Source organism: Vibrio japonicus (genome assembly GCF_024582835.1).
GTDB classification, from domain to species: Bacteria; Pseudomonadota; Gammaproteobacteria; order Enterobacterales; family Vibrionaceae; genus Vibrio; species Vibrio japonicus.
This window is the reverse complement of sequence record NZ_CP102096.1, coordinates 1,980,939-2,006,338: the sequence shown is the minus strand read 5'-3', so window position 1 is coordinate 2,006,338 and position 25,400 is coordinate 1,980,939. Positions and strand designations below refer to the sequence as shown.

The 25,400-nt window shown below is 44.4% G+C and carries 25 protein-coding genes, 1 tRNA gene and 1 pseudogene; 14 read left to right on the top strand and 13 right to left on the bottom strand.

The window, feature by feature from the left end; genetic code table 11:
• Positions 1–88 precede the first annotated feature (88 nt).
• The gene (gene tsaA / locus NP165_RS09495; RefSeq protein WP_257083732.1) at positions 89–784 is read right to left on the bottom strand and encodes a tRNA (N6-threonylcarbamoyladenosine(37)-N6)-methyltransferase TrmO; all 696 of its coding nucleotides are present in this window, start codon (positions 782–784) and stop codon (positions 89–91) included.
• A gap of 127 nt (positions 785–911) precedes the next feature.
• On the opposite strand from tsaA, the gene NP165_RS09490 reads away from it, so the two are divergent.
• The 3 genes from NP165_RS09490 (at position 912) to NP165_RS09480 (ending at position 3,109) form a co-directional block, all read left to right on the top strand.
• The gene (locus tag NP165_RS09490) at positions 912–1,172 is read left to right on the top strand and encodes a type B 50S ribosomal protein L31 (protein ID WP_257083731.1); all 261 of its coding nucleotides are present in this window, start codon (positions 912–914) and stop codon (positions 1,170–1,172) included.
• A 3-nt stretch (positions 1,173–1,175) separates the two neighbouring features.
• Complete coding sequence (gene ykgO / locus NP165_RS09485) at positions 1,176–1,301, top strand: type B 50S ribosomal protein L36 (RefSeq protein WP_257083730.1); 126 nt, start codon at positions 1,176–1,178, stop codon at positions 1,299–1,301.
• Positions 1,302–1,522: 221 nt separating this feature from the next.
• Positions 1,523–3,109: an AbgT family transporter gene (locus NP165_RS09480; RefSeq protein ID WP_257083729.1), complete on the top strand. Its 1,587-nt coding sequence runs from the start codon at positions 1,523–1,525 to the stop codon at positions 3,107–3,109.
• A gap of 68 nt (positions 3,110–3,177) precedes the next feature.
• Here NP165_RS09480 and NP165_RS09475 read toward each other — a convergent pair whose 3' ends face one another.
• Positions 3,178–3,564, bottom strand: coding sequence for a type IV pilin protein (locus NP165_RS09475; RefSeq protein WP_257085579.1), 387 nt, complete (start codon positions 3,562–3,564; stop codon positions 3,178–3,180).
• Positions 3,565–3,714: 150 nt separating this feature from the next.
• Here NP165_RS09475 and NP165_RS09470 point away from each other — a divergent pair, with 150 nt between their 5' ends.
• The 6 genes from NP165_RS09470 (at position 3,715) to tadA (ending at position 8,917) form a co-directional block, all read left to right on the top strand.
• Positions 3,715–4,224, top strand: a complete 510-nt coding sequence (locus NP165_RS09470) for a pilus assembly FimT family protein (protein ID WP_257083728.1) — start codon at positions 3,715–3,717, stop codon at positions 4,222–4,224.
• Entirely contained in the window at positions 4,205–4,822 is a 618-nt protein-coding gene (locus NP165_RS09465) for a PilW family protein (protein ID WP_257083727.1), read from the top strand. The genes NP165_RS09470 and NP165_RS09465 overlap by 20 nt, the downstream gene beginning before the upstream one ends.
• On the top strand, positions 4,819–6,060 hold the full coding sequence (locus NP165_RS09460; protein WP_257083726.1) for a hypothetical protein: 1,242 nt from the start codon (positions 4,819–4,821) through the stop codon (positions 6,058–6,060). The genes NP165_RS09465 and NP165_RS09460 overlap by 4 nt, the downstream gene beginning before the upstream one ends.
• Positions 6,050–6,460, top strand: coding sequence for a type IV pilus modification PilV family protein (locus NP165_RS09455; protein ID WP_257083725.1), 411 nt, complete (start codon positions 6,050–6,052; stop codon positions 6,458–6,460). The genes NP165_RS09460 and NP165_RS09455 overlap by 11 nt, the downstream gene beginning before the upstream one ends.
• 246 nt (positions 6,461–6,706) lie before the next feature.
• The gene (locus NP165_RS09450) at positions 6,707–8,266 is read left to right on the top strand and encodes an AbgT family transporter (protein ID WP_257083724.1); all 1,560 of its coding nucleotides are present in this window, start codon (positions 6,707–6,709) and stop codon (positions 8,264–8,266) included.
• Between the two features lie 126 nt (positions 8,267–8,392).
• The gene (tadA, locus tag NP165_RS09445; protein WP_257083723.1) at positions 8,393–8,917 is read left to right on the top strand and encodes a tRNA adenosine(34) deaminase TadA; all 525 of its coding nucleotides are present in this window, start codon (positions 8,393–8,395) and stop codon (positions 8,915–8,917) included.
• A 303-nt stretch (positions 8,918–9,220) separates the two neighbouring features.
• Here the strand turns inward: tadA and mltF are convergent, their stop codons facing one another.
• Positions 9,221–10,828, bottom strand: coding sequence for a membrane-bound lytic murein transglycosylase MltF (gene mltF / locus NP165_RS09440; RefSeq protein WP_257083722.1), 1,608 nt, complete (start codon positions 10,826–10,828; stop codon positions 9,221–9,223).
• A gap of 284 nt (positions 10,829–11,112) precedes the next feature.
• Here mltF and purL point away from each other — a divergent pair, with 284 nt between their 5' ends.
• The gene (gene purL, locus NP165_RS09435; RefSeq protein WP_257083721.1) at positions 11,113–15,036 is read left to right on the top strand and encodes a phosphoribosylformylglycinamidine synthase; all 3,924 of its coding nucleotides are present in this window, start codon (positions 11,113–11,115) and stop codon (positions 15,034–15,036) included.
• A gap of 251 nt (positions 15,037–15,287) precedes the next feature.
• Positions 15,288–15,512, top strand: a pseudogene (locus NP165_RS09430) (DUF3622 domain-containing protein); the annotation flags it as partial.
• Positions 15,513–15,567: 55 nt separating this feature from the next.
• Here NP165_RS09430 and NP165_RS09425 read toward each other — a convergent pair.
• From NP165_RS09425 to purM, 5 genes are all read right to left on the bottom strand, one after another.
• Positions 15,568–15,759, bottom strand: a complete 192-nt coding sequence (locus NP165_RS09425; RefSeq protein ID WP_257083720.1) for a DUF4250 domain-containing protein — start codon at positions 15,757–15,759, stop codon at positions 15,568–15,570.
• Positions 15,760–15,765: 6 nt separating this feature from the next.
• Positions 15,766–15,969 carry a YaeP family protein gene (locus NP165_RS09420; protein WP_257083719.1) on the bottom strand — a complete coding sequence of 68 codons (204 nt, stop codon included), beginning with the start codon at positions 15,967–15,969 and terminating at the stop codon, positions 15,766–15,768.
• Positions 15,970–16,091: 122 nt separating this feature from the next.
• Positions 16,092–16,742 carry a tellurite resistance TerB family protein gene (locus NP165_RS09415; RefSeq protein ID WP_257083718.1) on the bottom strand — a complete coding sequence of 217 codons (651 nt, stop codon included), beginning with the start codon at positions 16,740–16,742 and terminating at the stop codon, positions 16,092–16,094.
• Between the two features lie 105 nt (positions 16,743–16,847).
• A complete protein-coding gene (purN, locus tag NP165_RS09410; RefSeq protein WP_257083717.1) occupies positions 16,848–17,486 on the bottom strand; it encodes a phosphoribosylglycinamide formyltransferase in 639 nt (212 codons plus the stop codon).
• A 2-nt stretch (positions 17,487–17,488) separates the two neighbouring features.
• The gene (gene purM, locus NP165_RS09405) at positions 17,489–18,529 is read right to left on the bottom strand and encodes a phosphoribosylformylglycinamidine cyclo-ligase (RefSeq protein WP_257083716.1); all 1,041 of its coding nucleotides are present in this window, start codon (positions 18,527–18,529) and stop codon (positions 17,489–17,491) included.
• A gap of 177 nt (positions 18,530–18,706) precedes the next feature.
• On the opposite strand from purM, the gene upp reads away from it, so the two are divergent.
• A complete protein-coding gene (gene upp / locus NP165_RS09400) occupies positions 18,707–19,333 on the top strand; it encodes a uracil phosphoribosyltransferase (protein WP_257083715.1) in 627 nt (208 codons plus the stop codon).
• A 74-nt stretch (positions 19,334–19,407) separates the two neighbouring features.
• Here the strand turns inward: upp and rluF are convergent, their stop codons facing one another.
• The 3 genes from rluF to NP165_RS09385 all read right to left on the bottom strand — a co-directional run bounded on the left by rluF (position 19,408) and on the right by NP165_RS09385 (position 21,404).
• Complete coding sequence (rluF, locus tag NP165_RS09395; protein WP_257083714.1) at positions 19,408–20,442, bottom strand: 23S rRNA pseudouridine(2604) synthase RluF; 1,035 nt, start codon at positions 20,440–20,442, stop codon at positions 19,408–19,410.
• A 94-nt stretch (positions 20,443–20,536) separates the two neighbouring features.
• On the bottom strand, positions 20,537–21,118 hold the full coding sequence (gene smrA / locus NP165_RS09390; RefSeq protein WP_257083713.1) for a DNA endonuclease SmrA: 582 nt from the start codon (positions 21,116–21,118) through the stop codon (positions 20,537–20,539).
• 145 nt (positions 21,119–21,263) lie between these two features.
• Positions 21,264–21,404, bottom strand: a complete 141-nt coding sequence (locus NP165_RS09385) for a DUF3149 domain-containing protein (RefSeq protein WP_257083712.1) — start codon at positions 21,402–21,404, stop codon at positions 21,264–21,266.
• Between the two features lie 265 nt (positions 21,405–21,669).
• On the opposite strand from NP165_RS09385, the gene NP165_RS09380 reads away from it, so the two are divergent.
• Positions 21,670–21,746 (top strand) — tRNA-Pro (locus NP165_RS09380).
• Positions 21,747–22,139: 393 nt separating this feature from the next.
• Here NP165_RS09380 and NP165_RS09375 read toward each other — a convergent pair.
• Positions 22,140–23,006 carry a TraB/GumN family protein gene (locus tag NP165_RS09375; RefSeq protein ID WP_257083711.1) on the bottom strand — a complete coding sequence of 289 codons (867 nt, stop codon included), beginning with the start codon at positions 23,004–23,006 and terminating at the stop codon, positions 22,140–22,142.
• Positions 23,007–23,209: 203 nt separating this feature from the next.
• Positions 23,210–24,598: a peptide MFS transporter gene (locus NP165_RS09370; protein ID WP_257083710.1), complete on the bottom strand. Its 1,389-nt coding sequence runs from the start codon at positions 24,596–24,598 to the stop codon at positions 23,210–23,212.
• 305 nt (positions 24,599–24,903) lie between these two features.
• On the opposite strand from NP165_RS09370, the gene rfaH reads away from it, so the two are divergent.
• Positions 24,904–25,395, top strand: coding sequence for a transcription/translation regulatory transformer protein RfaH (gene rfaH / locus NP165_RS09365; RefSeq protein WP_257083709.1), 492 nt, complete (start codon positions 24,904–24,906; stop codon positions 25,393–25,395).
• Positions 25,396–25,400: the final 5 nt, after the last annotated feature.

Sequence of the window (25,400 nt, the reverse complement as noted above, 5' to 3'; positions counted from 1 at the left end):
TAGATACTCATGCCAGATCTGGCAGAAGTACGGAGGTCCCATAATGGGAAAATTGTTAGCCGCTTATAATATCAGCCAATTGGCTTTGTCAAAAGCTCTCTATAGCAGTAACTGTTATTAAGTTGGTATTCGCTACGAACTTTACGTTCAAATTGAACAAATTTACCGCATATTCTTTAGTGTCAGGTTTGTTTTTTTTATAGGCTGGACGAGGGTCTTGAGCGAGAACTTGTTCTATCACTTTTTGTTTCATGTCTTTGTCTTTGCTGGATTGCAATACGGCTAACGCGTCCGGGGAAAATTCGACGAGCAATGTTTCTGGCTCAGCTTCTGCGTAGCCGCCAGCAGCGTTGTTAATGGCGTCAGAGTAGGGGATGTAAGGTTTGATATCCACAATCGGTGTGCCATCGACTAAGTCGACACTGCCTAATTCTAGATACAACTGATCGCCTTTTTTACTCACACCTTTCACTTCTACTGCCGACATGCCTATTCCGTTTGGGCGGAACGTTGAGCGTGATGCAAAAACCCCAATCCGCTCGTTGCCACCAAGCCTTGGTGGTCGTACGGTCGGTTTCCAGCCAGCTTCAAGATTTTGATCGAACAAGAACAATAGCCAAACATGGCTAAACTGCTCTATTCCGCGTAGTGCTTCAGGAGAGTTCGCAGCACCACTCAAACGTACTCTAGAGTTTGCGGCTGGAACCAAGCGTGGTTGTCTTGGTACAGCAAATTTCTCTTTATATGGGCTTTCAATGTAACCAATCGGTTCAATGGAATACATGCTTTTTGATTTCTGTAGAAATACATGGCGTTAAAAATATCACAGAAATGTCTTGCAATTCTTTTTGAGAATGATTACTAATTAATATGTTATAACATAACATTTATTGATTATCTTGGAGAGAACTATGCAACCTAATATTCATCCGGAATACCGTGAAGTGGTGTTTCACGATACAAGCGTCGACAAATATTTTGTCGTTGGATCTACCCTACAGACTGATCGAACCATTGAATGGAAAGACGGTAAGACGTATCCCTATTTTACGATTGAAGTCTCTTCTGAATCGCATCCGTTTTATACCGGTAAGCAGCGGGTAATCCATAAGGAAGGGCGTGTCGCTAATTTCAATCGTAAATTTGGTCAGTTTAGTCAAGAGAAGGAATAAGAAGTGAAAGTCGTAAAATCATTAAAAAGTGCCAAAAATCGCCACCCTGACTGCCAGATTGTTAAGAGAAGAGGGCGTATGTATGTGATTTGTAAGACCAATCCGCGTTTTAAAGCGGTTCAGAAGTAATGGGGCTAGTTTGGTTGCATATATGTGAATTATAGTTCTATTATTTGTTTACTGAGTGGTGATATTTGCTATTAATCTGTTCAAAAGGCGTTAAATAATCCGATCTAGTACACAGTTTGTAACATTTTGGATTTCTATTTGACCTCCTTGTCGAGTAACCTTCGCCCGCTTTTTGACATTTTTGTCATAAATGCACAGGAATCACTACAAGGAGGAACCAGATGAGTTCATCTGCTTCGATTAAACAAAATTCACCAAAGAAGCCGTTATTTACAAGGTTTCTAGATACGGTTGAATATTTGGGGAACCTATTACCCCACCCAATTACGCTTTTCGCGCTGTTCTGCTTAGCTATTCTGGTTGCTTCTGGAATTGCAGGTTACTTTGAAGTTTCAGTTGTCGATCCTCGTCCTGAGGGCGCGAATGGCCGTGCCGCGGATGGCATGATCCACGTTGTAAGCTTACTTAACGCCGATGGCCTTGAGCTAATCGTAACTAGCCTAGTTAAAAACTTTGTTGGTTTCGCTCCACTAGGGACAGTGCTTGTCGCAATGTTGGGTGTAGCGATTGCAGAATATTCAGGACTTCTGTCTGCTGCAATGCGTGGCTTGGTAATGGGCGCATCTAAGCGCATGGTGACTGTAACAGTAGTATTTGCTGGTATCATTTCTAATACAGCATCTGAGCTTGGTTATGTGGTACTTATTCCACTAGCGGCGATGTTGTTCCACTCTTTAGGTCGTCACCCTCTAGCTGGTCTTGCTGCGGCATTCGCTGGTGTATCAGGTGGCTACTCAGCAAACCTACTTATCGGTACCGTTGACCCACTGCTTTCTGGTATCACAGAAACAGCGGCACAAATGATTGATCCGACTTACACTGTTGGTCCAGAAGTAAACTGGTACTTCATGTTTGTTTCTACCTTCTTCATTGCGGGTATGGGTGCATTCGTAACCGAAAAAATCGTTGAGCCAAAACTAGGTAAATACAACGACGAAGAAGCGGCTGAAGATCTTTCAAACGACAAAATGGGTAGCCTCACTGCCATCGAGAAGAAAGGTCTAAAACTAGCAGGTGTTGCGATCCTAGTCGTATCAGCACTCCTTGCTTGGACAGTTGTTCCAGCAGACGGCATTCTACGTTCTGACGCAGGTACAATCGCAGGATCTCCATTCCTGAAAAGTATTGTAGCGTTCATTTTTGTGTTCTTCGCAATTCCGGGTTTTGTGTACGGTAAAGTGGTAGGCACAATGAACACAGACCGCGATGTGATCGATGCGATGGCGAAATCAATGTCATCTATGGGTATGTACATTGTATTGGTGTTCTTCGCGGCTCAGTTTGTTGCTTTCTTTAAGTGGACTAACTTCGGTCAGGTATTCGCTGTTGCGGGCGCAGATTTCCTACAAAACATTGGTCTAACGGGCCCAATGTTGTTCTTCGCGTTTATCTTGATGTGTGGCTTCATCAACCTGATGATCGGTTCGGCGTCTGCTCAGTGGGCGGTAACAGCACCAATCTTCGTTCCTATGCTGATGCTTGTAGGCTACGCTCCTGAAACTATTCAGGCTGCTTACCGTATTGGTGACTCGACAACCAACATCATCACTCCAATGATGAGTTACTTTGGTCTGATCTTGGCTGTAGCGACACGCTATATGAAGAACCTAGGTATCGGTACGCTGATCGCGACTATGTTGCCTTACTCAATCTGCTTTATTGTAGGTTGGAGTATTCTGTTCTACCTATGGGTATTCGTATTTGGCCTACCTGTTGGTCCTGGTGCGGCAACCTACTACACACCTTAATTTTTAGACCTCACTTTCTTTCACCAAAGCCGGAGCAACTTGCTCCGGTTTTTTTCGTTCATACCCAATCAATTCCAGCACGTACTTGGATATTCTACATTTGCAGAGGTAAGGCTGATTGCGTTTACACCGGATGGGAAGCAGCTATCGCTATTTTGTCCACGCTGTGTTTTTGCTGTCGCAGTAATGGTATAAGCAGCGGTTGCTGAGCTTGTTATCGAGAAAGAGAATCGCTCAGAATTCGAATCACACAAGGTGCAGTTCCCTCCTGAAATGATGTGGCTCCAATCATATCCACCATCATAAGACGTCTCTAATTCTAACTGGATACGGCTGATATCACTCAGCGCCACCGTGCGGTGCGATGTGATGACATGTTGTGTGTAGGCCGGGTAGGCGATCGAGGAAATAATCCCAATGACCACAACAGCGATCATTAATTCGATCAATGTCATACCTTTGTTCATTTTTTTGTAGTAATTACAGCGAGAAATTCGAATCGTCACGAGTAGTTCCTTTTGATTTAACAGCCTATTTTTGTCAGGTGATAGCATCCATGCAAGTTGATTTATGGTCACTTTGACGTTTGCATAGGAATTTGGGAAATGCCTCGCGGGTTTACGTTGTTAGAGCTTCTTATAACAATTTCGGTGCTAAGTATTTTATTGGCTACGGCTGCGCCGAGTTTTAGTAGTACTTCTCAATCTGTACAAATGCAGAGCCTAGCAACAGAACTCTTTGGGTTTTTGAGCCAAAGTAAATCTGAGGCAGTCATGAGAAATAAGAAGTTATATGTACATTTGTCTATGGCTAAGAACGTTCCAGCTGAAAAGGGAGCTTGGTCGTTAAGTCTGACTGACTCTGCTAGCGGTACAGGTAATACAATTCTATACATGTCTGGTGAGGCATATTCTAAATTGTCAATAACTCATGGTTATGCCGGTGACAATATTAGTTTTGATGGGGTGAGGGGAAGACCTAAGAGCGGGGGGGTTGAAATTTATCCAACATCGAACCCTAGCTTGAAGCTGAAATTTAATTTATCTAACCCGCCGGGGCGAATAAAAGTCTGTAGTCTGTCTGGAGCGAAGTTATATGGCTACCCTAAGTGCTAGGAGGTGTTCTCAACTTGGTAGTTCCCTCGTTGAGATGATGGTTGGTTCCCTACTGGGGATAGTGATATTGGGTGTGATCAGTTCCGTCTTTTTGAGTTTTCAACGAGCTGCAAAAGAAAAAAGTCTGGAACTGCATTTACAACAACAGCTTAGTATAGCGCTTGTTACCCTAAAAGAGGACATCCAGAGAGCGGGCTATGACGGCGGGAAAGGATTTTCATTAAAGCTTTCAGGAGCAGATGAAACTATACAAGTTAGTGGTGGGACTTCTATTGGCCTAGCCTACTTCAGAGAAGGATCCAGAGAAAACAAAGATTTCAGAAGCATTAAATATATGCTGAGTGGTAAGAAGTTACTCGCTTGTGAAAAAGGAGTCGTATCGAAAGCTCAAGTTGTGGCTCTTTCTGATATTAGCCCATGTGCTTCCTTGTTTGATGAAGATCTGATTGAAGTGAGTCACTTTAGCATGAGTTCTGCAAAGATAACCGATGGGGCAATAGAAAGTGCTGTTACGAGCATTAAAGTGAGTCTACAGACTGCTGATGGAGCTTATAGTGAGACAGGTGAAACTTCATTTAAGCAAAGGAATTGGCAATGATATTGAAGGCTAGGCAACGGGGCTATGTCGCTTTGTTGGTCACATCAGTGATTCTGTTATTGGCGCTGATCATTTCTTTGGCGTTGTCTAAAAGTGTCTTTTATCAGATTAAAGTAGCGCAGAATGAAGTAAAAATGCGGAAATCGCACTGGAAAGCGGAGGCAGGTCTAGAATGCGCATATTCCATAAACAAACTTTATAAAACGACCTTACCTACAGATCAAGATTATTCATCCTGTGATTTGAGTACTTTGACGGTGACTCAATCTATCACAAACCCAGAACATTTTTTGGTTTCTTCAACTGCAGATACAGTTACGTTAAAAAAGCAGATCAAGGTGTCAGGCCGCACTACTGGTGCTATTCAAGCTCGCTCAGATCTAAAGCTAATGGGGTCTTACACATTTACCCCTGAATTTGTTGAACCGGACACATGCATTTCCGTACGCTTCCAACATAAGCTCTCTTTAGCGGGGGGATTTGTGACAAAAAATCCAAGTGGGAAAATTTGTAAATCAAGCCAATTGACTGATACACAGCGTCCGGATTTGTGTGTTGATGGGCAGGCACAGTGTGATGATTCGAGAGGCGTAAACGATTATAGACTCACTATGGATCCTGAGCATGAGTCACATTACATCGGCGATGAGAAAATGTTTGAGGATGATTTTGTCTATGATGAATTTCTGGACCCTTTTGAATCTTTTTTTGGATATCCACGCAGTCAAATAGCCACAGTCAAGAGTGATTTTGAAGTAATAAGTGGGAGTACTAGCAATTGCCAAGAGTTAATTAAAAATGCTTTTGCATCAAAAAATCAGGTTTGGGTTACAGGTGACTGTGATTTAAAAGATGGGCAAAAATTATCTGCGTCAGTAATAGGTTCAAGCCCAAAAGTACTAGTTATAGAAAACGGTTTATTAACTGCTAATGGTACGAATGTGTTTCCTGGCATGATATACCACCTTTTCACCTCCGATATAAAAAGTATTGATATGACATCAAGGTGGTCGAACTTATCAACAAGTGCGTTTCTTACGGGACTCTCTGCTACTGAAAAATCCAAACTTACCTTTTACAGCCATGGCTCATTCAGGCCTAAAGGTGGTTATGTGTTTGATACAGAAAACGGGTTAAGTGTGTTCGGGAGTGCAGTAGACTTGGAGTTTGATGCTGCATCTATCCCAAATGATATTAAAAAAGTCTCATGGGTTAGAGGGTCTTGGAATGATCTGTAAACAGAAAGGCTTTAGTTTACTTGAAGTCGTTATCGCATTCTTACTCGTTGGTATTGGAGTACTTGGTCTGACTAAATTACAGGTACATATCGAGCGGCAGTCTGATTACGCAATTGAAAGTGTAAGTGCTTTACGTTTAGCAGAATTAAAACTGGAGGAGTTTCGGACTCGAGGTGCATCTTCTGCTATTTCTTTGACCGCGATTACTGACTTTGATTCTATAACATCTGGCACTAAGACTTCTGGTGCTTACACCGTGGAGTGGGATGTGGAGCCACCAACAATATCTGGGTCGTTGAAAAGCATTATCGTAACGACTAGCTGGGTAGACCGAGTAGGAGTCTCTCAGTCAGTACAGCTAGAATCCATGATTTCAAGTCATAGTGAATTTAAGCGTTAGAGTCTAAGCCTTCATGAACGCTAGTAGGTTAATACGAGGTTATGGGTTGTTGTCGGTAAAGATAATAAGATGTTTTGATGCTGTTTATCTTAAACTGTATTTTTGCAAAATATATCTCTAAACATAGAAAAACCACTGGAATACTGTGCTTTCATAATGTGATTTGAATAGAATGTTTGGCTGAAAGACGGCTGAAATAATAATTCGTAAACGTCTAAGTCAACAACATCACATTATGGAGTTACGATGAGTAACCAAGCTGTAAATAGAGGTCCTGCTACAAAGCCGAGTGGTATGGACCGATTTTTGAATTTTATCGAACGTGCGGGTAACAAGATCCCAGATCCTGCTATTTTGTTCTTTTGGGCATTAATTATTACTTGGGTCGCATCAGCGTTACTGTCTAACATTTCGTTTGATCTGATTAACCCTCGAACTGGCGATGTGCTTGCGATCAACAACCTTCTTACTGGCGACTCTTTAGCAAGCTTCTTGGCCAACATGGTTAAAACCTTCACAGGTTTTGCGCCTTTGGGTATCGTTCTTGTTGCAATGCTGGGTGTCGGTGTCGCAGATTCTTCAGGCTTTATTACTACAGGCCTTAAGAAAATGCTGAACTTTACCCCGGCAAAACTGTTAACGCCGATGCTGATTTTAGTTGCGATTGTGTCGCACACAGCAGCAGATGCAGGCTATGTTCTTGTTATTCCTCTGGGCGGTATTATATTCCATGCTGCGGGTCGCCACCCACTAGCCGGGATTGCTGCTGCATTCGCGGGTGTATCAGGCGGTTTCTCAGCAAACTTCATTCCTTCAGGTATTGACCCTCTATTGGCTGGCTTTACACAAACAGCCGCGCAGGTTTTGGATCCTGAATATATCGTTAACCCTTTGGCGAACATCTTCTTTACGGGCCTATCTTCAATTCTCATTGTTGGTATCGGCTGGTATGTGACTGAGAAAATCATTGAGCCTCGTTTGGCAAACACACCGATTGATAAAGATGCGGAGCAAGCGCCAGATCTAGGGTCTTTTACTGAGCTGGAATCTAAAGCATTCCGTTATGCTGGTTGGGCGATGCTTGCGGGGATCGCTCTGCTGATTTTTGCTTTGATCCCTGAAAACTCAGCACTGCGTTCACCTGAAGGTGAAATCACGGCGTTTTCTGCTCCTATCATGAAGTCGATTGTGCCGCTGATCTTTATCTTGTTCATTATTCCTGGCTACGTTTACGGTAAGGTATCCGGCACATTTAAAACCAGTAACGACATCGTAAAGGCGATGGCAGACACCATGTCGACCATGGGCGCTTACATCGTAATGGCGTTCTTTTGTGCCCAATTCCTTTCAGCGTTTGCTCAATCTAACATCGGTACTATGTTGGCACTTTACGGCGCGCAAGGCCTTAAAGCGATGAACCTTCCGGGTGAAGCAACGATTGTGGGCATGATTCTGCTGACTGCCGCTGTAAACTTATTGATTGGTTCTGCTTCTGCAAAGTGGGCGCTGATTGGTCCTATCCTAGTTCCAATGTTGATGGCAGTGGGGATTTCTCCAGAGCTTTCTCAGGCGGCTTATCGTGTGGGTGACTCGGTCTCAAATATCATTTCTCCTCTGATGGTGTTCTTCCCACTGGTTGTGGTTTACTGCCAGCGTTATGTGAAATCGACGGGTATCGGCACACTTGCATCACTGATGATGCCATTTTCAATCGCGATGCTGATTGGGTGGTCAATCTTCCTGCTAGGTTACTGGGCAATTGGTATTCCACTGGGTATTCAAGCGCCGTATACCTACTCAATGTAAGCTAGGCTGAAACAGTATTGATGAAAGGCTCGTCTACCAAGACGGGCCTTTTTGTTTTTCTTATATTTGATTTCCGTTATCCTTAGCCGCATCTAGCCTTTATAAAAAATGAATTAGGATTCCACTGTGTCAGAGTCACTTTTTACGCCTGAAGATGAACAGTTTATGCGCCGCGCCATTGAGTTAGCAGAGCAAGCTGAATTGGAGGGAGAAGTACCCGTTGGAGCCGTGCTGGTCAAAAATGGAAAGGTGATCGCCGAGGGCTGGAACCAGTCTATTGGTCAACATGATGCCACAGCGCACGCTGAGATGCAGACATTGCGACAAGCCGGTCAGGTGCTAGAAAATTATCGATTGCTGGATACGACTCTGTATGTGACGTTAGAACCTTGTCCCATGTGCGCGGGCGCATTGTTGCACAGTCGAGTCAAAAGAATTGTGTTTGGCGCTCCAGATCTCAAAGCTGGTGCAGCGGGAACGGTGCTTAACTTGTTTGAACATCAAGCTGCCTATCACTATGCCGATGTAGAGCAAGGTTTGTTAGAAGAGGAATGCCGCTCTCAACTGCAGAGCTTTTTTAAGCGCCGTCGTAAAGAGAAAAAGGCGGAGAGGCAAGCTAAGCGATTAGGGGAAGGTGATAGCGAGAGTTAAGCAAACACCTTGTTGAAAGTGTTTGCTCAATCGATGATTTAATCGCTGATTAATTTCATAAACGCGCGATGGCGTGCAATTACTTTTTTCTTATTGTTACTTAACATTCGTTTGCGGCGATTTGACGCAACGGTTTTGTTGATTCGTTTTGATTTCAGTTTACGTCCACGCATAAAGTTATCTCCTATTGGGACACAACTCAGCCAATAGTTTGTGTTCAATCTCGCTATTGGCCGTTCGTTATTCTGGGTTATACCAGTCTTTTATTACAAAATTAATATCTTTGAGTGCTCATCAGAGGGTTTACTTCTCGATAGTCGTAGATTCATCCGACATTGTTTCGTTTGGCCCATTTTCACTAGACATATCTTCACTAGGTACGGCTTCGCTAGGGGGCGTTTCATCGCTTGAATCAGCCGCAGAAACATTGTTCGCACCCGACAAAGCAGATTCTGGGATTTGAATGACGGTAAAGTCGTCCATATTCTCCGCGTCAACTTCAGCCGACTGCTGCTCAACATGACCGATAATGCTTTGATAGTACCTGCGAATATTTTCTACGTAATTCTTCGCCTCATCTCCACGAGCGTATCCGTATCGGGTCTGGCTGTAATAGGCATGTTGACGCAATAAAGGAAGTCTGTCTTTTACATCGGACCATGCATCCTGGTTTGCGCCTTGCTTACGCGTCAAGCGTCTCGCGTCCATTACATGACCATAGCCAACATTATATGAAGCAAGAGCAAACCATATTTTCTCATGTTCATCAATTGAGTCGGGGATTCGATCAACCATACGGCGCAAGTATTTGACACCGCCTTTAACAGATTGTTCAGGATCTAAGCGATTGGTTACCCCTACAATTTTAGCAGTCGGTAGAGTTAGCATCATCATACCACGCACACCAGTCGGTGATTTAGCGGTAGGGTTCCAATGAGATTCTTGATAAGCAAGCGCTGCAATTAAGCGCCAGTCAAACTCTTCAGAGTATTTTTGGAAAAGCGATGACCATTTAGGTAGTTTAGAATCGAGTGCGCGAATAAATGCACGTGTATCAACATAATCAAAAGAGTCGATGTGGCCTATGTATTTCTCTTCAAGCGCGCCAAGCTCGCCAGACTGTTTGATGTTCCCAAAGAACTCAATAACGAGGGCATATAAGCTTTCATCTTGAGAGGGCTTTAAAAACCACGAAATTGGCTGGTCTTCGGTTAGCTCAAAGGCAACAGCAATATCAGGGTAGATGCGTTGAGAAAGGGAAACCTCTACTGAGTCTGCGACAGTAAACGATAAGTCTCCATCCGATACTTTTTTAAGAAGGTCATTAACATCGGCATCTTGATCTATTTCATAGCTAAACTCTGGATGCTGTGCATGGATATTACTCAGCGTTTGGTTAAAATGTGAATCGCCAACAATCTGAAGAACAGAGTCCCCTTCATTTTTTTCTATCAGTTCAGCTTGCTTGTTTAGCAGCTGATCCAGGTTTCTAGGTCGCCACTTGCCCTGCTTATACACGACTTGCTGACTGACATAGTAATAAGCAGGGCCAGGGCGGAAACTCTTCATTCTCTCTGGAGATTGTGTCAATCCGGCGGCAATGATATCTATTTCGCCATTGAGAAGTGCTGGATAAAGACTCGATGCGCGATAAGCCGGTTTCATTTCTAGCTTCACGCCGAGTTGGTTAGCAAACTCTCGTGCTAACTCATAATCCAGACCCGCAGGGCCATCAGGGCCAATATAGTAGGATAGCTGATTATTAAGTGTACCAACACGCAGCACGCCTCGTTCTCTTATCTGCTCCAGATCACTTTTAGGTTCAGACTCGATTTGGCAGCCTGCCAGTGTCAAAGCGCTAACTATTATTAAAGCAAACGCGCGTAGATGGGAAAGGTAATACTTTTTCATTAAATAACGATCTCATACATCCAGTAAGGCATTTATATCAAAGTGTCATAACAAGGCAAGACAATGAGAAAGCAATCGAACCTATGTCCGGATTTTGGTGTAATTCAAAATTGACAAAAAAAATGACGCAAACGGTTGCGTTTGATGTTACATCACAAAAACAATTGCTATATAATGCGCTCGCAAAGGAGAGGTGGAATCGGTATAAGTTCGACTTGATTTAGTATAAGTGACTGAATTTATTCCAATACTACCTTAATTAATTGCATAAGAGACCTAAGCACATGAGAATTTTGCGTGGCTCCCCAGCTCTATCTGAGTTTCGTGTTAATAAACTACTGGAACTTTGTCGTGAACAAGACTTACCTGTAACAGGTATTTACGCAGAGTTTATGCACTTTGCTGATCTTACCGCTGATTTAGACGTGCCAGAGTTAGAAAAGTTAGAAAAACTTCTAACGTACGGTCCTACGATCGAAGAGCACGAGCCTCAAGGTCTTTTGCTTTTGGTTACCCCTCGTCCGGGTACTATCTCACCTTGGTCTTCAAAATCTACCGACATTGCTAAAAACTGTGGTTTAGGCAAAGTTAAGCGTCTTGAGCGCGGTACAGCCTACTACGTTGAGACGACATCTGAACTGTCTCAAGCGCAAGTTGATGTGATTAAGTCACTAATCCATGACCGTATGATGGAAACGGTATTCACCGAACTTGAAGCGGCTTCAGCACTATTTACCATTGCAGAACCTGCACCAGTGGCACACGTTGATATCTTGGCTGGTGGTCGTCTTGCGCTTGAAGAAGCAAACGTTTCCCTAGGCTTAGCACTCGCAGAAGATGAAATTGATTACTTGGTAGAGAACTTTACTAAGCTTGGTCGTAACCCGAACGACATTGAACTGATGATGTTTGCACAGGCGAACTCAGAGCACTGTCGTCACAAGATCTTTAATGCAGATTGGACTATCGATGGCGTAGACCAAGAGAAGTCTCTGTTTAAGATGATCAAAAACACATTCGAAACGACACCAGACCACGTTCTGTCTGCTTACAAAGATAACGCAGCGGTAATGACGGGGTCGAAAGTGGGTCGTTTCTTCCCAGATCCTAAATCTCGTCAATACACATACCACCATGAAGATGCACACATCTTAATGAAGGTAGAGACGCACAACCACCCAACTGCTATCTCTCCATGGCCAGGTGCATCAACCGGCTCAGGCGGTGAAATCCGTGATGAAGGCGCGACCGGTATCGGTGGTAAGCCAAAAGCGGGTCTGGTTGGCTTCACAACTTCTAACTTGCGTATTCCTGGTTTTGAACAGCCGTGGGAAACAGACTTCGGTAAGCCGGGTCGTATCGTAAACGCACTAGACATCATGCTTGAAGGTCCTCTAGGCGGCGCGGCATTCAACAACGAATTTGGTCGTCCAAACCTGCTAGGCTACTTCCGTACCTACGAAGAAAAAGTGACGTCTCACGCGGGTGAAGAAGTGCGTGGTTACCACAAGCCAATCATGATTGCTGGTGGTATGGGTAACATCCGTGACGAGCACGTTCAGAAGAAAGAGATCCCAGTAGGTGCGAGCCTAATCGTACTTGGTGGTCCTGCAATGAACATCGGTCTTGGTGGCGGTGCGGCTTCTTCAATGGCGTCTGGTCAATCTGCAGAAGATCTGGACTTCGCTTCAGTACAACGTGAAAACCCAGAGATGGAGCGTCGTTGTCAGGAAGTGATCGACCGTTGTTGGCAGCTAGGTGAAGAGAACCCAATCGCATTTATCCACGATGTGGGTGCGGGCGGTATCTCTAACGCACTTCCTGAGCTTTGTGACGACGGCGAGCGCGGTGGTAAGTTCCAGCTACGTGATGTACCAAATGATGAATTGAGCATGAGCCCTCTGGAAATCTGGTGTAACGAATCTCAGGAGCGTTATGTACTTGCAGTAGCACCAGAAAACATGGAAGCGTTCGATGCAATCTGTAAGCGTGAGCGCGCACCTTACGCAGTGGTTGGTGTGGCAACAGAAGAGCGTCATCTGACGCTAGAAGACTCTCACTTCGATAACACACCAATTGATATGCCAATGGATATCTTGCTTGGTAAAACACCGAAGATGCACCGTGAAGCAACGACATTGAAAGTAGATAGCCCGGCGATTACTCGCGACGGTATCGAAATCAATGAAGCGGCAGATCGCGTACTTCGTCTGCCAACGGTTGCAGAGAAAACGTTCCTGATTACTATCGGTGACCGCTCAGTAACAGGTTTGGTTGCTCGTGATCAGATGGTTGGTCCTTGGCAGGTTCCTGTAGCGAACTGTGCAGTTACGGCGGCAAGTTACGACACATACCACGGTGAAGCGATGTCGATGGGTGAGCGTACTCCGGTTGCTCTACTAGACTTCGGCGCGTCTGCTCGTCTGGCTGTTGGTGAGTCACTAACTAACATCGCTGCGACTGACATTGGTGATATCAAGCGCATTAAACTGTCTGCGAACTGGATGTCTCCAGCGGGTCACCCTGGTGAAGATGCAGGTCTTTACGAAGCAGTGAAAGCTGTCGGTGAAGAGCTATGTCCGGCGCTAGGTTTGACTATCCCGGTTGGTAAAGACTCAATGTCAATGAAGACCAAGTGGGAAGAGAATGGCGAAAGCAAAGAAGTCACTTCTCCACTGTCTCTTGTTATCACAGCCTTTGGTCGTGTAGAAGACGTCCGTAAAACAGTGACACCGCAGCTTCGTACCCCTGCTACCTTGGAAGGACTAGGCGACACTTCACTGGTTCTTGTTGACTTAGGTAACGGTAAGAACCGTTTAGGTGCGACGGCATTGGCACAGGTTTACAAACAACTTGGTGACAAGCCAGCAGACGTAGATAACGCAGAGCAGCTTAAAGGCTTCTTCGATGCAATGCAGACGCTTGTTCGTCAAGACAAGCTACTGGCGTACCACGATAAAGGTGACGGCGGTTTGTTTGTTACTCTTGCTGAGATGGCATTCGCTGGTCATTGTGGCGTAAAAGCGAACATCGCTGGTCTTTCTTCTGCAGAGAATGGTGACGATGCTTTGGCTGTCCTATTTAACGAAGAGTTAGGCGCGGTTGTTCAAGTTAAGAATGAAGATCTGGATTCGGTACTATCAACGCTAGCATCTAACGGTTTAGAAGCGTGTTCGCATGTGATTGGTTCAGTTGATGCGTCAGACGACTTTGTTATCACGTCTGGTGATTCGGTTGTACTTGAGCGTTCACGTACAGAGTTACGTGTTATCTGGGCAGAAACAACGCATAAGATGCAGGCGCTACGTGATAACCCAGCATGTGCAGACCAAGAATTTGAAGCGAAGAAAGACAACACTGACCCAGGTCTGAATGTATCTCTAAGTTTTGATGTCAACGAAGATATCGCAGCACCTTACATTGCGAAAGGCGCGAAACCTAAGATGGCGATTCTGCGTGAGCAAGGTGTTAACTCTCACGTTGAAATGGCGGCGGCGTTTGACCGTGCTGGTTTTGAAGCGACTGATATCCACATGAGCGATATTCTAACAGGTCAAGCAGTGTTGGAAGAGTACCAAGGTCTGGTGGCTTGTGGTGGCTTCTCTTATGGTGACGTACTAGGCGCGGGTGAAGGTTGGGCGAAGTCTATCCTGTTTAACGCACAAGCTCGTGAGCAGTTCCAAGCGTTCTTCAACCGTGAAGAGACATTCTCTCTAGGTGTGTGTAACGGTTGTCAGATGCTTTCTAACCTGAAAGAACTTATCCCAGGTGCAGACTTGTGGCCACGTTTTGTTCGCAACGAATCTGAGCGTTTTGAAGCGCGCTTTAGCCTAGTTGAAGTACAGAAGTCCGATTCTGTGTTCTTCGATGGCATGGCAGGCTCACGTATGCCTATCGCAGTTTCTCACGGTGAAGGTCGTGTAGAAGTACGTGACGGTGAGCACCTAAACGCAATTGAAGCGTCAGGTACTGTGGCACTACGTTACGTTGATAATAACGGTAACCCAACGCAACAATACCCGAACAACCCGAATGGTTCGCCAAATGCGATTACTGGCTTAACAACTGCTGACGGTCGTGTAACCATTATGATGCCTCACCCAGAGCGTGTATTCCGTACGGTTGCAAACTCTTGGTCTCCAGAGGGATGGGGTGAAAATGGCGCTTGGATGCGTATGTTCCAAAACGCACGTAAGAACCTTGGTTAATCGAATTTCGATAACTTAAAGCTGAAAGCGCAAGCCCTATGCTTGCGCTTTTTGGTTTTTGTGTAAAGGTTTTCGGCAGAGTAAATGATTCGTTCGTGTTAGATAAAAAATCCGCTGAGTACGCTAAATTTTTACAGCTTAGATCTGACATTTATGCTCTAATACCGCCCTTGCCAAGGGAAGGGGCGACATGAGCTTCATACCGATGGACAACTCAAAGCAATACACACAACTTCCTTGAGGGTAATAATATGTCTAAGTTTGCAGTACGCGTATCAGAAAAACGTAATGGTTGGTGCGCGGAGATTACACGCCAAGTGACATCGAGAAAAACAGTAGTATCGAAAAGAGAAAGCGGTTTTGAATCGGAAGAGCTTGCAAAAGCTTGGGGTGAGCAGGAGTTAGCTGCATTTATTAAGAATCAAACTGAGCGTAACTCACGTAAATCAGCACAAAGAAAAGCACGAAACGCTGAATAATACGCTTGATTTGAAAAGGTTGACGACATCGTCAACCTTTTTTGTATGTGGCTTAACGAAACTGTCCTGCGTCAGGCAAAAAATCAAATCCAGCACTTGCTAATTTAGCTTCTAAGGCTGCTCTATCGATATCGAAGAAATTTACCAGTTTATCGAGGTCACCGCCAAAGTCATCACGTAGCTTCATGTTGACAATACTCATTAGCATCACGGGATCCATGCTTTCAAAGTTAGCTAGATTCATCTTTAGTTAATCCTCAAAATCTGAAATTAGTAGATTTGCCGCGGCAAACGCTGCTTTTTCTCGCGCTTCCATTGGTAAAGATTCATCGGCGGCAATTTCATTCAACGCTTTAACTGCACATGAAATCGCGTTAGGCACATACGCCTGATCACCACTTCCTATCTGTGCGTAAAGCGCGCGAACTAATTCACAGCATCCATATACTTGCATGGCTAAATCCTTAATAAATGATAACTGCTCTCAAATATACACACCCAAAAGCGGAAACTCAAAGCGAGAGATTGAGCTAGCTCAAGGGGATGTAGCAATTGCTTTTTCTTTGTACACAGGTATTAGTTTGTCAGTTGTTGCTCAAGCTGATAGGTGACATCGGGAGATAGCTGGAGTTGCTTTGCTAACTCTTGAAGATAAGCTTTCTCCATAAAGTTTTGCTCATCGACGACAATTAATGACGCAAGATAAATTTCTGAAGCCTGTTGCGGTGTCTGCGCTAAGCGAGCCACTTCTGCAGGATCGAGAGGTTTATTCAGCTCTGAGTGCAGCAATGTTTGCAATTGAGTGTCCGCTCCTGCGTCTTTTACTGCAGCCTCGATACGTTGCATTTCTTGCTGGTCGACATGACCATCAGCTTTGGCCGCTGCAACCATCGCTTTGAGGATCAGTTCGCTGTGTAGATTGTCTTCAGGATTGAAGCTCTCTTTGACTGTTGACGTGCCTTGTGTTTGCTGAGAATCGTTGTAGACCTTGTAAGCGAGGGCCGCCAACGCTGCGACACCACCAATTTTCAATGCATTCTTGCCGACTTTCTTACCTAGTTTTTTGCTCTTTTTTGAGCCCATAAGCAAGTTTACCAAGCCTCCGCCAACGGCACCTGCGCCCAACGATTTGAATGTGCCAGAACTAGATTGTTGTTTGATTTGCTGTTGGCCTTGTTTGAGCAGATCAGAGTTTAATGCTTGGTTAAGTAAACTTTTAAGATCCATATAACACCTCCTAATTTTCATTAGCTTAGCGAAAGGAGGATGAATAGAGAATTAACAGGGATAAAAAAGGCGAGCTAGTGCTCGCCAAAGGATTGAAATCGCTTTTTACTCTTGTGCGTAACCGTGAATGCCTAGCTGTTCACCATCTAGAAATGCTTTTCCGTTTTTCATTTCCAAACGATCTTCAACCATCCACTTGACGACCAGAGGATAAATTTTATGCTCTTGAGTTTGTACACGAGCCGTTAGATTTTCGACATTATCTTCGTCGAAAATCGGAACTTTCGCCTGAAGAATAACAGGACCACCATCGAGTTGCTCAGTAACGAAATGTACACTGGTACCGTGCTCTTCGTCTCCGGCATGAATAGCGCGTTGGTAAGTATTGAGTCCCGGATATTTAGGCAGCAGAGAAGGGTGGATATTGATCATACGTCCCATGTAATGGCGAACGAACTCGCCACTCAAAATACGCATGTAACCAGCCAGAACAATAACGTCTGGTTTGTATTCATCAATTTGCTTCATCAATTCATGATCAAATGCGTCTCGTGTATCGAACGCTTTGGGGTCAAGAAAGTGGCCAGCAGCGCCAGCCTTCTTTGCTCTCTCTAACGCATAAGCCGTTGCTTTGTTCGAAAAAACAGCCGTCACTCGTCCGTTATCAATGCTGGTTTCACAAGCATCAATAATCGCTTGCAAGTTTGAACCATTCCCTGAAACTAAAACAACAATACTCTTCATTATTATTTGATCCCTACTTGTTCTTCGCCAGCTTCAGCTTGTGCAATCTCGCCAATAACCCAGGCATTTTCACCTTCTGCGTTCAGTAGCTTCACTGCCGCTTCAGCTTGATCCTGAGGCAGAGCAACAATCAAACCAACACCACAGTTAAATGTGCGGTACATTTCGTGAGTGTCTACGTTGCCTTTCTCTTGTAGCCATTTGAAGATCACAGGCCATTCCCAGCTATTGCCATCAACCACGGCTTTTGTACCTTGAGGCAGTACGCGAGGAATATTCTCCCAGAAGCCGCCACCTGTAATATGAGAAATGGCGTGGATGTCATGCTGCTCAATCATTTTAAGCGCAGACTTGATGTAGATTTTTGTTGGCTCTAGAAGGTGCTCACCGATGGTTTTTCCTTCTAGGTTTTCATTCTTATCGGCACCTGAAACTTCTAAAATTTTGCGGATAAGAGAATAGCCATTTGAGTGAGGGCCACTTGAACCTACAGCGATAAGCGCGTCACCCGCGGCAACTTTCGTTCCGTCGATAACGTCTTCTTTTTCTACGACACCAACACAGAAGCCAGCTACGTCGTAATCTTCGCCTTCGTACATGCCTGGCATTTCAGCGGTTTCACCACCGATTAGTGCACAGCCTGCTTGTAGACAGCCATCAGCGATTCCGGATACGACTTCTGCTGCAGTATCAACATCTAGCTTGCCTGTCGCATAGTAATCAAGGAAGAATAGAGGCTCAGCACCTTGTACGATAAGGTCATTCACGCACATAGCCACTAGGTCGATACCGATAGTGTCATGTTTGTTCATATCCAAAGCAAGACGCAGCTTTGTTCCAACACCGTCAGTGCCCGAAACTAGAACTGGGTGCTTGTATTTCGTTGGCAGTTCACAAAGTGCGCCAAAGCCACCAATGCCACCCATTACTTCAGGGCGACGCGTGCGTTTTACAGCACCTTTAATACGGTCAACAAGTGCGTTGCCTGCATCAATATCAACGCCAGCATCTTTGTAGCTTAGAGAAGTGTTATTAGCACTCACAGTGAAGTCCTCGGTTTTGAAAGTGGGTATGAAAACGGCGCTATTCTAACAGCGGATAAACCCATATAGCAAACGTTTGCGTGAGTTTTTTCTTTTGTCCTATCGCAAGAAATTGTTAATGAAATCGTTTATAATCTGAAGGTTTGTTTAAAAATCATCATATATCCGGAGATGGAAATGAAAGTTGTTGAAGTAAAACACCCTCTTGTTAAACACAAAATTGGTCTAATGAGAGAAGGTGACATCAGCACTAAGCGCTTTCGCGAGTTAGCTACTGAGGTTGGTAGCCTGCTTACTTATGAAGCGACTGCAGACTTTGAAATGGAAAAAGTAACCATTGATGGTTGGAATGGTCCAGTGGAAGTTGACCAAATCAAGGGTAAGAAAGTTACTGTAGTGCCAATCCTGCGTGCAGGTCTGGGTATGATGGATGGTGTACTAGAACATATGCCAAGTGCTCGTATCAGCGTTGTTGGTATTTATCGTGATGAAGAGACATTGGAACCAGTACCTTATTTCAACAAACTGGCCTCGAATATTGACGAGCGTATTGCGATTGTTGTTGACCCTATGCTAGCAACGGGCGGCTCGATGATCGCGACGATTGATCTTCTTAAAGAAAAAGGCTGTAGCCAAATAAAGGTGTTGGTACTTGTGGCAGCGCCAGAAGGTATTGAAGCATTAGAAAAAGCACACCCTGACGTAGAACTATACACAGCTTCTATCGATGAAAAGCTAAATGATAAAGGCTACATCGTACCTGGTCTGGGCGATGCAGGTGATAAAATTTTCGGTACTAAGTAATTGAAATTGATGTAATCGAAATTGAATACGAGAAGGGGAGCATTTGCTCCCCTTTGTTGTTTTTGAACCATTGATTACTTTTTCAAGCTCAATGTGCCACCTGTACGGGGCTTGCTTGCTGGACGCGATGCAGGCTTGCTTGTATTTGGTTGATACGCTTGTTTCGTTTTTTCACTGCCAGTGTGACTTTTCGAGTTAGACGTACCGTGACGGCCTTTTTTTGAGTTTGGTGCGTGGCGAAGTTCATCGGCATTGCGACCTTTAAATGTGCGCTGCTTTTGATTGCGACGTGCTATTGAGCCTTGATTCTCTTCTCGGCTGTCATAGAGTTTTGCATCGGTTGCTTGGCGTATTTTTTTCCCGCGATTATCGAGCTTTGATGCCTCTTCGGTACTCACTGAGCCTTCACACATCGCTAAGATTTCAGAAACTTCATCATCACTTAGGTATCGCCACTGACCATTTGGGATGCCATCGAGCGTAATGTTCATAATACGAACTCGACGCAGTTTAAATACTTCGTAGCCTATAGCTTCGCACATGCGTCGAATTTGGCGGTTAAGACCCTGTGTCAGAACAATGCGGAAAGAGAACTTGGTCTCTTTAGTCACTTTGCATGGCAATGTCACCGTGTCGAGAATTTCAACGCCAGAGCTCATTTTCTGAATAAATTGGTCTGTAATGGGTTTATCCACACGCACTACGTATTCTTTTTCGTGATTGTTACCCGCACGAAGGATTTTATTGACGATGTCACCGTCATTGGTCAAAAAGATCAAGCCATCTGATGGTTTATCCAAACGTCCGATAGGAAAGATACGTTTTTTATGGCCAATAAAGTCAACGATGTTACCTGGAATATCTCGTTCGGTGGTACAGGTAATGCCGGTTGGTTTGTTAAGCGCAATGTAGATTGGCTTTTCTTTAGCACTGACTGGCTTACCATCGACACAAACGTCATCGCCAGGTACGACCTTCGTTCCCATTTCTGGGATCTGACCATTAATAGTCACGCGACCTTGTTCAATAAGTTTGTCTGCTTCTCTACGTGAGCAAAAGCCAGTTTCACTGATGAATTTGTTTAATCTTTTTGCGGATTCTAGGGACATGTTGGTTTCTCTCTAACGTTTCACAACGGCGTGTTAGTGGAAATGAAAAAGCAGCCACCTCGGCTGCTTTGAGATTCTAACACTTTGGCTTTGCTTAACCCAAACGCTTTTGGTGACGTTCTCGGGTTTCTGTTTTTTTGTCGGCGCTTTTCTTAAGAAGTACATAGACAGCGCCTGTCCCGCCGTGAAAACGCTGTGCGCTGTGTGCACATTGAACTTCGTTGATTTGTGACAGCCAATGGGCAACGAAGCTTTTCATTAGCGCTGGTGGGTTTGATTTTTCACCTCGTCCATGAACGATCACAACGGTACGGATATCCATGCTCATGCACTGTTTAAGAAAGTGCACGACTTCATCTCGACCTTGTTTAAGTGTTTTTCTGTGCAAATCTAAACGTGCTTGAATCGGATATTTTCCTAAGCGTAATTTGCGGTAAACACCATCCTGAACGCCATCTCGCTTAAATTCGATCATGTCTTCTGGTTTAAGCATTGGGGCGTGATCGACCGAGAGATACTCAGGGTCATCTTCAGTTAACCAGATTGCTGCCTCACGTTTTGCTAGTTGCGCTTGTGAGACGGAGTGTTGTGTTTTATGTTCGGCGGTGTCTTGTGTGATAGGTTTTACATCGCCCATCATCGCTTGAAAGAGGGCTAAGTCATCATCGTGAGACATAACGGCATCTCAGAGTAAGGAATCAGTGCTGTCAGTATACCAACGTTAGGATGAGTTGTTTAAAAAAATAAAAAAACCGAAGTAGACAGAGTACCTACTTCGGTGCAAAGCGAACGTCTATTGCGAGAATAGCGCTAAGCGATTTCTAGTGAGGAGATTTGTCGTTCATCACTTTGTAGATGAAATAGCCACCGTAAAATAGCATTAGACTTAAAGCGCCGAAAATCACGAGCATTGAGGATAAACCTACTGCATTACCAAATAGGAGTTCAAGCCAAAAGTCCATAGTCTTCTCCATCTAAATCAAAGTGTGTTGACAGGAGTAAAAATAAACTGAGCTAGGATATGCAACACTGATCTGGATCAATTGTTGTCTTTTAGTTGTTTATTTGTTTGTGCTGATGTGTATTTGCTCACAATTTGCTGCTTGGTGATTGCGTTTTAATCAAACGGTACGGTTTTTTGAAAAAAGCGAGGAAATGGCTTGCGTTAAAATACAGAATCCGTAATATACGACTCCGTTGACGGGCAATATGCCTGAAGAAACAGCTCGGTGAATAGCGCAGCTTGGTAGCGCATCTGGTTTGGGACCAGAGGGTCGGGGGTTCGAATCCCTCTTCACCGACCACATTCTAAGCCCTAGCAGAAATGCTGGGGCTTTTTCGTTTCTGCTCATAAGAAATTTGTGAGCATAGGGTCGGGGGGCTGGAACGCCAGTCCGATCGAATCCCTCTTCACCGACCATATTCTAAGCCCTAGCAGAAATGCTGGGGCTTTTTCGTTTCTGATCATAGGAAATTTGTGAGCATAGGGTCGGGGGCTGGAACGCCAGTCCGATCGAATCCCTCTTCACCGACCACATTCTAAGCCCTAGCAGAAATGCTGGGGCTTTTTCGTTTCTGCTCATAGGAAATTTGTGAGCATAGGGTCGGGGGCTGGAACGCCAGTCCGATCGAATCCCTCTTCACCGACCATATTCTAAGCCCTAGCAGAAATGCTGGGGCTTTTTCGTATATGTCAGTTAGCTTTTAAATTGGCAATTGGCCTTCTTACTATTGGACTGTTGAGTCACCTTAAATCCTTGCTTTCGAAGCTGAACCAAGACATTGCGATCACCAACTAAATGCAGCGTGCCTACAACCAAGACATATGACCCTTCTGGGTTGGGTAACCAACTCGGCTTAGAAAGCTTGTTGACCCAGTCTGTATTACGCTGATGGATAAAAGCCTGTTCAAATTCCGGAGATAGTTCGGTTAATCCCGAAAACTCGTTGAGCTTCTCAAGGTCACCTGCTTTCCAGCTATCAATCAAACAGTGCGTCGCCTTCTCGGCATCGTTGAAATCATCAAGAGCACTGATCAATAGTTCTTTTCCACTTTCTTGTTGACCCGTGAGTAGGTCAATTTGGAACTGTACAGTTTCCAAGCTCAATACTGGGATGTTTCTGGTTGTTGCTTTGTACATGAGCATTAAATCGACACCTGTATCAGAGCTATAACCAAAAGATTCAATTTGTTTCATTTGAATGAGCAATGCAGCAGCCCAAGGAGGGGAAGAGAGCAACTCATTGGCGTTTATCTGGAGTTGGCTCGCGATGTTTTTTAACGTCGCAATTTGAGTATCAGAGAGCACATCTTTGCTCGACAGGGTCTGCTCGGGATAAGCGACGTTTTGGTTCTTTCTTATGTCGGCTTCCAGAATTAAACCATCACTCGCTTGTAGTGTATCGACAATGGCTTGAGGCAAAGGGAACATGGATTCATCTCCAACGTGTACAGAGCCTAAAATGAGGTACTTCAAATCGCCTTTTTCTGCGCTCCAGAATAACGGCTCAGCGCAAAGTGATGAAGAGAGGAGAAGCAGCGTAGCCCACAAACCCTTATACATATTCAATCCCTATTTTTACCATCGTTGTCATTTGGTTCTTGAAGTATATAGGCAGTGTGCAACCAGATACATGTGAAATGTAAGGATTGAGAGCTAAAGCAGTATGCGACTTTCATCTTTCAAACAATGACATAGCGGCTTTTGACAAATAAAAACGGCTGCTCTAGTGATTAGGGCAGCCGTTTTTGAACTGTTTTCTGACGCTAAGCTAGCTGAGTATGCTTAGCACTTGCTTCTTCATCCGTCACGTGGGCTGATACTGCACCATGCATCCAGCGAACTAAGATACCAGAGAAGAACAACAACAGAATGCCTGAAAGCGTTGCTGTAACAGCGATACCACCAAATATTGACAAAGCACCAAGCTCACCCACATGTGACCCAATAACACCTGCTACATAGTTTGCGATTGCGTTGAAACCAAACCAAGCCCCCATCATAAGCGAAGCTAAGCGTAGAGGTGCCAATTTGGTGACCATAGATAACCCAATAGGAGATAAGCACAACTCACCTAAGGTATGGAAGAAGAAGGCACCAACCAACCAAAGCATGGATGTTTTTACGGTAGTGTCACCACCTTGCTCCATCACCGCGCCAACCATACATAGGAAACCTAAAGCTAAAAAGAAGAGTGCCAAGGCAAATTTCACTGGTGAACTTGGTTCTTTCTTGCCTAATTTAACCCAAAGAGCTGCTAGAACCGGTGCAAGGGTAATGATAAAGAATGGGTTAAGAGATTGGAACCAAGCGGCTGGAACTTCAAACGTTCCAATCATTCGGTCTGTGTATTGCTGAGTATAAATGTTCATCAGACCGCCAGCTTGTTCAAAGCCTGCCCAAAACACGATGACAAATAATCCCATAACCATGATCACTTTCAGGCGATTCACTTCTTCTTTGGTAAGAGCTTGTTTCTTTTGAGACTTATTGTTCTCAAGATCACGCACAGCCGCTGGCGCTATCCCAATGTCTCCCAACCAAGAATGCGCTAGGCTTAATTGCATGATTAAGCTGATGATCATACCGGCACCTGCGACGATAAACCCTGCTTTCCAGCCGAACTCATTTGTTACAGAACCTGATACGACACCTGCTAAGAGAGCACCGATGTTGATACCCATGTAGAAAATGGTAAACGCGCCATCGCGGCGGTTATCGCCTTCTTGATAAAGGTCGCCCACCATAGTTGAAATGTTTGGTTTAAACAGGCCATTACCTGCAACGAGAAGTGCTAGACCTAAGTAAAAGGTCTGCACTGCACTTAGACCGAGAGCGTCAGCTGGCATCGCTAAGGTGAACTGACCAATAGCCATTAACGCACCGCCAATTAAAATAGATCGGCGCTGGCCCAGATAATTATCAGCTAACCATCCGCCAATGAGAGGTGTGATGTATACAAGACCTGTATATATACCATAGAGATCTAATGCGTCTTTAGTAGACCAACCCATACCGCCATTGATCGTTGTATCCGTGAGGTACAGAACCAAGATTGCACGCATGGCATAGTATGAAAATCGCTCCCAAAGTTCAGTACCGAACAATAGGAATAGGCCTCGAGGGTGGCCAAGAATCTGTTTAGGGCTCGTCATATATTCTTCTGTTTTAATTAGGGGTAGATGTTTATAGTTTGTTACGTATACATAATGGTGAAAAAAACTGCAAATAAATAAAAATAAAAAATAAATAAAATTCACATTTAAGTGATTGAAAATATTGGCAATAATTCTGGTGAACTTTTATGGGCTAGAAGTGGCAAACTTAAGTTGCAAAAATGTATAGTGAAATTTGTCAGTAAAATGCAGTAGGGAATTCATCAATCGATTAACAAATTACCCCTTACTTATACCTTCCTCAAAATGCTACGATGTGAAAAACAGAACAGTTGGCTAGCACAATGAAACAATGGTATTTACTTTACTGTAAACGAAGCGAACAGCAGCGAGCAAAAATGCACTTGGAGAATCAGGGTGTAGAGTGCTACTACCCAGAAACGCAGGTTGAAAAAATTACTCGCGGTAAAAGACAAATTAAGCCTGAACCCCTTTTTCCTTCCTATGTTTTTGCTAGGTTTGACGCGGAACTTGGTCCTACATTTACAACAATTCGATCGACTCGCGGTGTGGTTGATTTTGTGAGGATGGGGCCGCATCCTCAGATTCTTCAGGATAGTTTGATTGAAACGTTAAAAGAAATTGAGCAGCTTCAGCAACAGATGCAGAGTGACCTCCCAAGCGAAGGCGATGTGATTCGAGTTGCTAGCGGTCAATTTTCAGGGATGGAAGCGATTTATAAAGAGCCGGACGGGGAAACACGCTCAATTTTATTGGTGAAGATGCTAAGCAAGCCTGTAGAGGTGAGTGTCGATAACAAACACTTAGATATATAACGACA

Bases quoted from the DNA above. Each gene is read 5' to 3' on its own strand.
- NP165_RS09370 (WP_257083710.1), bottom strand. From the start codon at position 24,598: ATGACGAGCCCTAAACAGATTCTTGGCCACCCTCGAGGCCTATTCCTA.
- smrA (WP_257083713.1), bottom strand. From the start codon at position 21,118: ATGTCTCACGATGATGACTTAGCCCTCTTTCAAGCGATGATGGGCGAT.
- rfaH (WP_257083709.1), top strand. From the start codon at position 24,904: ATGAAACAATGGTATTTACTTTACTGTAAACGAAGCGAACAGCAGCGA.
- NP165_RS09490 (WP_257083731.1), top strand. From the start codon at position 912: ATGCAACCTAATATTCATCCGGAATACCGTGAAGTGGTGTTTCACGAT.
- purN (WP_257083717.1), bottom strand. From the start codon at position 17,486: ATGAAGAGTATTGTTGTTTTAGTTTCAGGGAATGGTTCAAACTTGCAA.
- NP165_RS09465 (WP_257083727.1), top strand. From the start codon at position 4,205: ATGGCTACCCTAAGTGCTAGGAGGTGTTCTCAACTTGGTAGTTCCCTC.
- rluF (WP_257083714.1), bottom strand. From the start codon at position 20,442: ATGTCCCTAGAATCCGCAAAAAGATTAAACAAATTCATCAGTGAAACT.
- NP165_RS09420 (WP_257083719.1), bottom strand. From the start codon at position 15,969: ATGCAAGTATATGGATGCTGTGAATTAGTTCGCGCGCTTTACGCACAG.
- NP165_RS09415 (WP_257083718.1), bottom strand. From the start codon at position 16,742: ATGGATCTTAAAAGTTTACTTAACCAAGCATTAAACTCTGATCTGCTC.
- NP165_RS09385 (WP_257083712.1), bottom strand. From the start codon at position 21,404: ATGGACTTTTGGCTTGAACTCCTATTTGGTAATGCAGTAGGTTTATCC.
- mltF (WP_257083722.1), bottom strand. From the start codon at position 10,828: ATGAAAAAGTATTACCTTTCCCATCTACGCGCGTTTGCTTTAATAATA.
- NP165_RS09470 (WP_257083728.1), top strand. From the start codon at position 3,715: ATGCCTCGCGGGTTTACGTTGTTAGAGCTTCTTATAACAATTTCGGTG.
- NP165_RS09475 (WP_257085579.1), bottom strand. From the start codon at position 3,564: ATGACATTGATCGAATTAATGATCGCTGTTGTGGTCATTGGGATTATT.
- purL (WP_257083721.1), top strand. From the start codon at position 11,113: ATGAGAATTTTGCGTGGCTCCCCAGCTCTATCTGAGTTTCGTGTTAAT.
- NP165_RS09375 (WP_257083711.1), bottom strand. From the start codon at position 23,006: ATGTATAAGGGTTTGTGGGCTACGCTGCTTCTCCTCTCTTCATCACTT.
- NP165_RS09455 (WP_257083725.1), top strand. From the start codon at position 6,050: ATGATCTGTAAACAGAAAGGCTTTAGTTTACTTGAAGTCGTTATCGCA.
- NP165_RS09480 (WP_257083729.1), top strand. From the start codon at position 1,523: ATGAGTTCATCTGCTTCGATTAAACAAAATTCACCAAAGAAGCCGTTA.
- upp (WP_257083715.1), top strand. From the start codon at position 18,707: ATGAAAGTTGTTGAAGTAAAACACCCTCTTGTTAAACACAAAATTGGT.
- tsaA (WP_257083732.1), bottom strand. From the start codon at position 784: ATGTATTCCATTGAACCGATTGGTTACATTGAAAGCCCATATAAAGAG.
- NP165_RS09460 (WP_257083726.1), top strand. From the start codon at position 4,819: ATGATATTGAAGGCTAGGCAACGGGGCTATGTCGCTTTGTTGGTCACA.
- NP165_RS09450 (WP_257083724.1), top strand. From the start codon at position 6,707: ATGAGTAACCAAGCTGTAAATAGAGGTCCTGCTACAAAGCCGAGTGGT.
- NP165_RS09425 (WP_257083720.1), bottom strand. From the start codon at position 15,759: ATGAATCTAGCTAACTTTGAAAGCATGGATCCCGTGATGCTAATGAGT.